Genomic DNA, 7,789 nt, shown 5'->3' on the forward strand with positions numbered 1-7,789 from the left:
ATGATCTATGGTACGGGCGGTGTCACTGCCGCGCTTAGTATCCAAAAGCTTGAGAAAATGGGCGCAAAACCTGAACATGGCTCTGTCGCCGTCAGCGGAGCAACGGGCGGCGTCGGTAGTATCAGTATCGCCATACTTAATCAATTGGGTTATGACGTTATCGCCTTCTCAGGAAAAACGGAACAAACCGAGCATCTCAAAGAGCTTGGCGCAACTGAAGTCCGTCATCGTGATAGTGTCAATGAAGTCGGCAGTCGACCTGTCGGACGCGAGCTGTGGGCCAATGCTATCGATACCGTTGGCGGTGACTATTTAGCGAACTTGCTCAAGCAAACCAAAGCAGGCGGCGCGGTGACCTCTTGTGGTCTGGCGGCCTCTGCTGAATTCTCCATGACGGTACTACCCTTTATCACTCGCGGCGTCTCCTTGCTCGGTATCGATTCGGTCTTTATTCCGTTAGAAGACAAAAAAGCGATTTGGGAGAGAGTGGCTACGGATATGAAGCTGCCTGATCTTGAGAGTTATGGCGAAGAGATTACCCTTGAGCAAACCCCTGAGTACCTAGATCGCTTTATGGCGAGTCAGACGGTTGGGCGTTATGTGGTGAATGTTCGGGGTTAGGGTTTGGTTTAGAAGATAGGTTTTTAAATAATGGCAGTGCTCTTTTGGGGTGCTGCTTTTTTTTTGGAACTCAAGTTTGCGTTCATTTGCGTTCATTTGCGTTCATTTGCGTTCATTTGCGTTCATTTGCGATTATTCAAAACTGTAAGTTACCTGTGAAATTAGACAAAGATAGTATTAAAATGCTCTGAGACATATACTAACCACATTAAATAGAAACAAACTCAGATGACTAAAGGGATATAAATGCCAACACTCAATTGGATTGGTAAAGAAGCAGTAGAAAAGCATCATAAAGAAGTACCATTTCGTTTATTAGAGCCTGTAGAAGCGTTATCTTGCGGGGATGCTGATAGTGGAAATCTAATCGTACAAGGTGATAATTTAGATGCCCTAAAAGCACTGTTGCCGCGATATGCTGGAAAAGTAAAATGTATCTATATCGACCCGCCCTATAACACGGGTAATGAAGGTTGGGTTTATAACGATAATGTGAATAGTCCAGAGATTAAAAAATGGCTAGGCGAAGTGGTCGGTAAAGAAGGTGAAACCTTAGACCGTCACGACCGTTGGTTATGTATGATGTATCCAAGGCTATTGCTTTTAAAACAATTTCTACATGAAGATGGGGTCATTTTTGCATCGATTGACGATAATGCACATTGCTACTTAAGATTTCTTCTTGATGAAATATTTGGCTCGAATTGTTATAAAAATACAATAGCAGTTAGACGTGGAGTAAAGAATGTGCAAGCACAATTTGATGATTGGAGCGCTCTTGCTGTTGGTCATGAATATATCTTAATGTACTCAAAAAATAAAAGTACTCGTTTACCAAAGCTAATGTTAGAGCATGAAGTTGAAAAACCTGGAAAATGGGATACTTTTTGGCGCGGTACTGATAGACCAACAATGAGGTATAAACTATTTGACTTCACTCCTGATAAAGGTCAGTGGCGTTGGGAACGCGTAAGAGCTACTAAAGCTCAGAAGAACTATGAATATTATCTTAACAATATTCAAGACGACATGAGTTTAGATGAATGGTTTATTGAAAACCTTACTGCTAATAACTCAAAGTTAGATTTCGTTCGCGAAAATGACCAAGGAAGTATTCAGTATTACGTCCCACCTAGTAGCGGAAAAATACTGAGTGATAATTGGATGGATATATTGCTCAGTGGAACTGAAACCACTTTTGAGACAGAAAAAAGTATAAAAATAATAGAGCGTATTATCTCTTGGATGACGAAAGAAGGAGATATTATTTTAGATTCTTTTGCTGGTTCAGGTACAACCGCACACGCCGTAATGACAGTTTCAAATAGAGAAAACTGTAAGAGAAATTTCATTGCGATAGAAATGGTAGAAAATATCTCTAAAAATATTCTTATACCTAGGCTAAAAAAAGCCGTAACTGGCTACACCAAAGGAAAAAAGAAAATTCCACCATTAGGTGGCGGTTTTCAAGTTCTTAAATTATCAAAGTCATCGATTTTTAGTTCTGATGGTCAAATCCGTTCCGATGTTACATTCGATCAGCTAGCCGAATTTGTTTGGTTTATGGAAACGGGAACTGGTTTAAAGCTATCTGATTTAAAGTCTATAGATAAGAAAAATATTACACCCTATCTCGGGCAATATAAAGATAGAGCGATATTTTTGCTCTATAACGACATCCTAAAAGATAAATCTGACGCTGGTGGCAACGTCCTTAACGGTCGAACTCTTGAAATACTAGAAGAAGCTTTGCCAAACTTTGAAGGTCAGAAGATTATTTACGGTGCTCGTACACGATTTGATAAAACAAAACTAGCCAGACTCAATATTACTTTTCACCAACTCCCTTATGAATTGGCGGTTAAAACATGGTTCTAAATAATAAATCACTAAAAAACTATCAAAACAACTTACTTGCAGATTATTCAAGCTATCTATACCGCTGTAGAGAGTTGAAAGACCCTGCTGCCGCCTTTGCAGAATCTACCCAGTTGATGACTTCTGGTCTAGCTCAGCCTTACTATCCATTACCAGAGATGGATCATGTGCCTTATGTCTGTCTTCGAGTACCTACTGGTGGCGGGAAAACACGCATAGCAGGACAATCTATAAAACAGGTTAATGATGCGTTCTTAGCAGTAGAGCATTCGTTAGTACTTTGGCTAGTTCCCTCAGATCCCATACGTGAACAGACTTTATATGCGCTCAAAACCGAAGGAGAACTGCTGCATCAAGATATGCGCGACCTATTTGGCGCGGTTAATGTCTTAGATATCAATGAAGCACTGTATATGCAGCCTGCTACACTGAATACTGGCAATACGATTATTGTCGCGACCATGCAAAGCTTTAAGCGTGACACAGCAGACGGCTTGCGAGTGTATCGTCAAAACGGTGCACTTATGCCACACTTTGAAGGTGTAAGTGCTGATGAGCAAAAGGGCGAGCATTCGTTAGTAGATGTGATTCGCTTGAGAAGACCCTACGTCATTGTAGATGAGGCACATAACCAAGGTACTCAGTTAGCAGCTGATACTCTCAAACGCTTCAATCCTAGCTGTATACTAGAACTTACCGCCACACCAGATAGATCACATCAGCCCTCTAACGTATTACGTAGCGTTTCAGCCGCTACTCTACAATCAGAGGATATGTTAAAGCTGCCATTAGAGCTAGCTATTCATCCAGAGTGGCGCGTTTCATTGACAGAAGCAATTGCTCGATTACGTCAGCTAGAAAAACATGCTGAAAAAGAGAAACAACTCACTGGAGAAATTATAGATCCAGTAGTGATGCTAATTCAGGCCGAACGAACTGCTAAAGAAAAAGAGACGTTTACGCCAGACAAAGTAAAAAAGCACTTAATTGAGGACTTCAATGTTCCCGAAGAATCAATAGCTATTGCAACGGGCGCTGTTGATGAATTAACAGGTAAAAGGCTAGGCGATCCTGACTATCCACAGTTTATTATTACCGTTGATAAACTACGTGAAGGTTGGGACTGTCCGAATGCATACGTTTTATTTTCTTTCAGAAACACCACTTCTGCTACAGCTGTAGAGCAGGTACTCGGTCGTATATTACGTATGCCTCATGTCGTACGTAAAAGTGAAGAAGCGCTTAATCGCAGTTATGCTTATGTCGTATCGAATGAGCTTGCTGCTACTGTTCAGAATTTAAAAGATGGGTTGGTTCAGAGTGGTTTTGAGCGTTTAGAAGCAAAAGACTTGATAGTCGCTCGTGGCGAAGAACAGAGCGGAGATTTATTCTCGCAACCTACCGATTTGATTATTCCACTACCTGAGTATGATGGATTTTTGTCCCTTCCTGATGAAGAGTCAGTTTCAGCATTACCGAAATCCTTACGAGATAAAATTGAAATTTCACCAGAAACCTCTACATTGACGGTAAAAGAGGGAGCCACTTCTAAACAAATTCAGCAAATATCAGAGACTTTTAAACAGCCAGAAATAGCAAAATCGATAAAGGAACAACTCAACACTGCACTTGCGATTCAAGCAGCGCCGCCCAGCCAAGAACTAACACCTGCGGAAAAAGGAGTCTCAGCTAAAGTACCTTTACTTAGCTATAGTCAGTTGAGCTTTTTCGATATTTTCGATGAAACGCCACTATTAGATGCTGACTGGGAAATATCAGATTTTGATTACAAACTAACGGATGCTGAATTTTCTCCAGATATAGAAACTATGCGTCGCGCTTCATTAAGTATTTCTCAATTAGAAAGAGTTGAGTGTGATGTTTACGATCAAATGGATAGCCAACTAGCTATTTTTGGAAAAGAGCAAGGTTGGCAAGTAACAGATATCATATATTGGCTAGATAGAAATTTGTATTTCCCTTATTCAGAGCGCGATGTAAAGGTGGCTTGGTTAAACGCTGCCGTTTCTTATTTAATGAATGAAAAGAATTTTACATTAGATGAATTAGCGTATCGTAAGTTTCGTTTACGAGGTGCATTACAACGAAAAATGGCTGCGGGACTAGTAGAAGTAAAACAGCGTGTTTTTGACGACTTATTTGCTGATGAAGATAAATTTGAAGTTAGGAACGAGCATGCTATTACTTTTGAGCAAGGTCGCTATGGCTATGATAGCGTTTACAACGGTTTGATCCCTTTAAAAAACCACTTCTTTAAAGTTATTGGTAATTTAAAAGATAAAGGGGAGGAGTTTGAATGTGCTGAATACATTGCACACCAAATGCAAGGAGTTGAATGGTGGGTAAGAAATGTAGAGAAGAAACCTACGTCTTTCTGGTTGCAGACAGCTTCTGATAAATTTTATCCTGACTTCGTTGTTAAGCTTAAAAGCGGTGTAATTTTGGCTATTGAATATAAAGGAAAAGATCGCTCTGTAGAGATGGGTAATCGAGATAGCATAGAGAAAAAACGTATTGGTGATTTGTGGGCAAAAAGAAGTAATGGAGCTTGTGGTTTTGTATGGGTAGAAAATAAGAACTGGCAGACATTAAAAGATGCTGCGGTGCTATACGGTTCTTAGCAATCCTTTTATTATCCTATACAAGCTGTTTTTATAGTTCACTAGGTTTTGATAATCGATCAATCTCCGACTCGTAGAGCGTTTTAGTTTTTTAGCCTCGATTGCAGCGGTTATCCTTGTTTGACCACTAGATTGCAGCGACTTAGCCCGCGCAGAAAATCATAGATTTTCTCTTGCGTCGGGACGAGTGTCTCCCAGACACTCGCTGTTCCCCTCCTCATCTCGCGTAGCAGGAACACAGCGAGCTTTAGTCGGTGCTCTAGGAGGCAGACAAGATATTAGTGGAAAGCGAGATTAGCTCCAAAAATCTTAAACAAAAAAAACACCCAACCAAGTTGAGTATTTCTTATTTCAGCTAAAACCCATCACTAAGCCAACCCCTACTCCCACTCAATAGTCGCAGGCGGCTTACTCGATACGTCATAAGTCACGCGTGAGACCTCAGCGATTTCATTCATGATGCGATTACTCACCGTCTCAATCAGCTCATACGGCAGATGGGCAAAGCGCGCGGTCATAAAGTCCACGGTCTCGACGGCACGTAGCGCAATCACCCACGCATAGCGGCGACCGTCACCGACTACACCGACCGATTTGATCGGTTGGAATACCGCAAACGCTTGCGCGGTCTTGTCATACCAGCCAGAACGCTCAAGCTCCTGCATGAATATCGCATCGGCTTGACGCAGGATATCGGCGTATTCTTTGGTGACTTCACCCAAAATACGCACGCCCAAACCTGGCCCTGGGAACGGATGACGATAGATCATCTTGGCAGGTAAGCCAAGAGTGATACCGAGTTTACGCACTTCATCTTTGAACAGATCACGTAGCGGCTCAATGAGTTTAAAAGCTAAATCATCGGGTAGACCGCCGACGTTATGATGGCTCTTGATGACGTGGGCTTTGCCTTGATGTGATTTGGCCGATTCGATAACGTCGGGATAAATTGTGCCTTGCGCTAGGAATTCGACCACTTTGCCATCGCTTTGTTCGCTAACTTGGCGCGCGCTATCGGCGAAGACATCGATAAAGGTTTTGCCGATGATTTTGCGTTTGGCTTCAGGATCAGACTCGCCTGCTAGCGCGTTTAAAAATAGATCCTCAGCATCGACACGGATGACTTTGACACCCATGTTCTCCGCGAAGACTTGCATCACTTGATCGCCTTCATGCAGACGCAAGAGACCGTTATCAACAAACACACAAGTGAGCTGATCGCCAATGGCTTTATGCAATAATGCCGCGACCACCGAGCTATCAACCCCGCCTGATAGCCCAAGCAAGACTTGCTTATCACCAATTTGCTCTTTTAATTGTGCCACGCGCATATCAGCGATATTGTCTGGTGTCCACTCGCCAGAGCAGTCGCAGATTTGATGCACGAAGCGACCGAGTAGCGCTTGCCCTTGTAGCGTATGGGTGACCTCTGGATGAAACTGGAGACCGTAATAGTGCTTATCATCATCCGCCATAATCGCAATCGGACAGCTGGGCGTACTAGCGATAATCTCGAAGCCTTTAGGTGCCTCAACCACCTTGTCACCATGGCTCATCCAGACATTGAGCTGAGTAGTTGCCGCTTCTGTCGTCTTATCTTCAATGCCTTCGGTAAGCTGTGAGTGACCGTTTACATTGATTGTCGCTGCGCCAAACTCATGGATGTCACTGGCATGTACCTCACCGCCGAAACGATCTGCCATCGCTTGCATACCGTAGCAAATACCCAATACTGGCACGCCTAAATCAAACACTGCATCATTAATACGCGGGCTATCCGCTGCGTGCACGCTCTCAGGACCGCCCGATAGGATGATGCCCTTGGCACCAAAGTCAGTAATACGCTGGGTGTCGATATCAAAGGGTAACATCTCACAAAATACCCCTGAATCGCGCACACGGCGAGCGATGAGCTGACTATATTGTGAGCCAAAATCAAGGATTAAGATGCGGTCTTCTTTGATAGTTGGGATTGCAGCAGTGGTCATAATATCGTCCAATGGTAAAAGCAGAAAAATAAGCGTATTTTAGCAAGAATAAGACGAGTATGCGCGACTGATAACATCGATTGTGCAACAAAATAGAGCCGCTTCTATATCGACAGTGACCGTGACTAGATGGATCTCATTTAATACATAAACCCTTGGGTTATTCGTTACTATAATTTTGATATAACCATAATGGAGACAGCTTGTGAGCAAAACAGCCAAACCTAAATCTGACGATCCAAAAGACTATATCCTTACCAAGTACGATATTGACGCCATTCCTGAAACCAGACACGTACATCAGTTTAACGACAACGCTATTCGCCATACGGTATCTCTAAGTGACATCGTTGGACTGAACACTTTTGGTCTGCATCTGGTACGCGTTGAGCCAGGCGATGAGACCACCCAGCATCACTATCATGAAGAGTCAGACGAATTTATTTATGTGCTAGAAGGCGAGCTGACGCTACGTTATGGTGACGAAACTTATCCGTTAAGTGCAGGCGATTTTGTTGGTTTTCCAGCGCATGGTGCAGCCCATTCTATGCGTAATGATAGTGATAGCGACGCCACCTACCTTATGGGTGGTAGTAGACCGCCGATTGATATCACCAATTATCCCGATATCAAACGCAGAATGTATAAGATCCATGGAGA

Annotated in this window: 5 protein-coding genes; 4 read left to right on the forward strand and 1 reads right to left on the reverse strand. The window is 42.8% G+C overall.

Annotation, left to right across the window (positions count from 1 at the left end; all coding sequences use genetic code 11):
- The 3 genes from ACTXGO_RS07385 to ACTXGO_RS07395 all read left to right on the forward strand — a co-directional run.
- Positions 1–621, forward strand: a 621-nt coding sequence (locus ACTXGO_RS07385; RefSeq protein ID WP_443573897.1) for a zinc-binding dehydrogenase, incomplete at its 5' end; no start/stop codon positions are given.
- Between the two features lie 246 nt (positions 622–867).
- The gene (locus ACTXGO_RS07390; RefSeq protein WP_443541257.1) at positions 868–2,499 is read left to right on the forward strand and encodes a site-specific DNA-methyltransferase; all 1,632 of its coding nucleotides are present in this window, start codon (positions 868–870) and stop codon (positions 2,497–2,499) included.
- Entirely contained in the window at positions 2,490–5,141 is a 2,652-nt protein-coding gene (locus ACTXGO_RS07395; protein ID WP_443541258.1) for a DEAD/DEAH box helicase, read from the forward strand. Before ACTXGO_RS07390 ends, ACTXGO_RS07395 begins: the two co-directional genes overlap by 10 nt.
- Before the next feature lie 380 nt (positions 5,142–5,521).
- Here the strand turns inward: ACTXGO_RS07395 and guaA are convergent, their stop codons facing one another.
- Entirely contained in the window at positions 5,522–7,129 is a 1,608-nt protein-coding gene (gene guaA, locus ACTXGO_RS07400; RefSeq protein ID WP_443541259.1) for a glutamine-hydrolyzing GMP synthase, read from the reverse strand.
- A 205-nt stretch (positions 7,130–7,334) separates the two neighbouring features.
- Here guaA and ACTXGO_RS07405 point away from each other — a divergent pair.
- Positions 7,335–7,789, forward strand: a 455-nt coding sequence (locus tag ACTXGO_RS07405; protein ID WP_443573899.1) for a cupin domain-containing protein, incomplete at its 3' end; no start/stop codon positions are given.

It is taken from the genome of Psychrobacter sp. T6-1 (assembly GCF_052258445.1).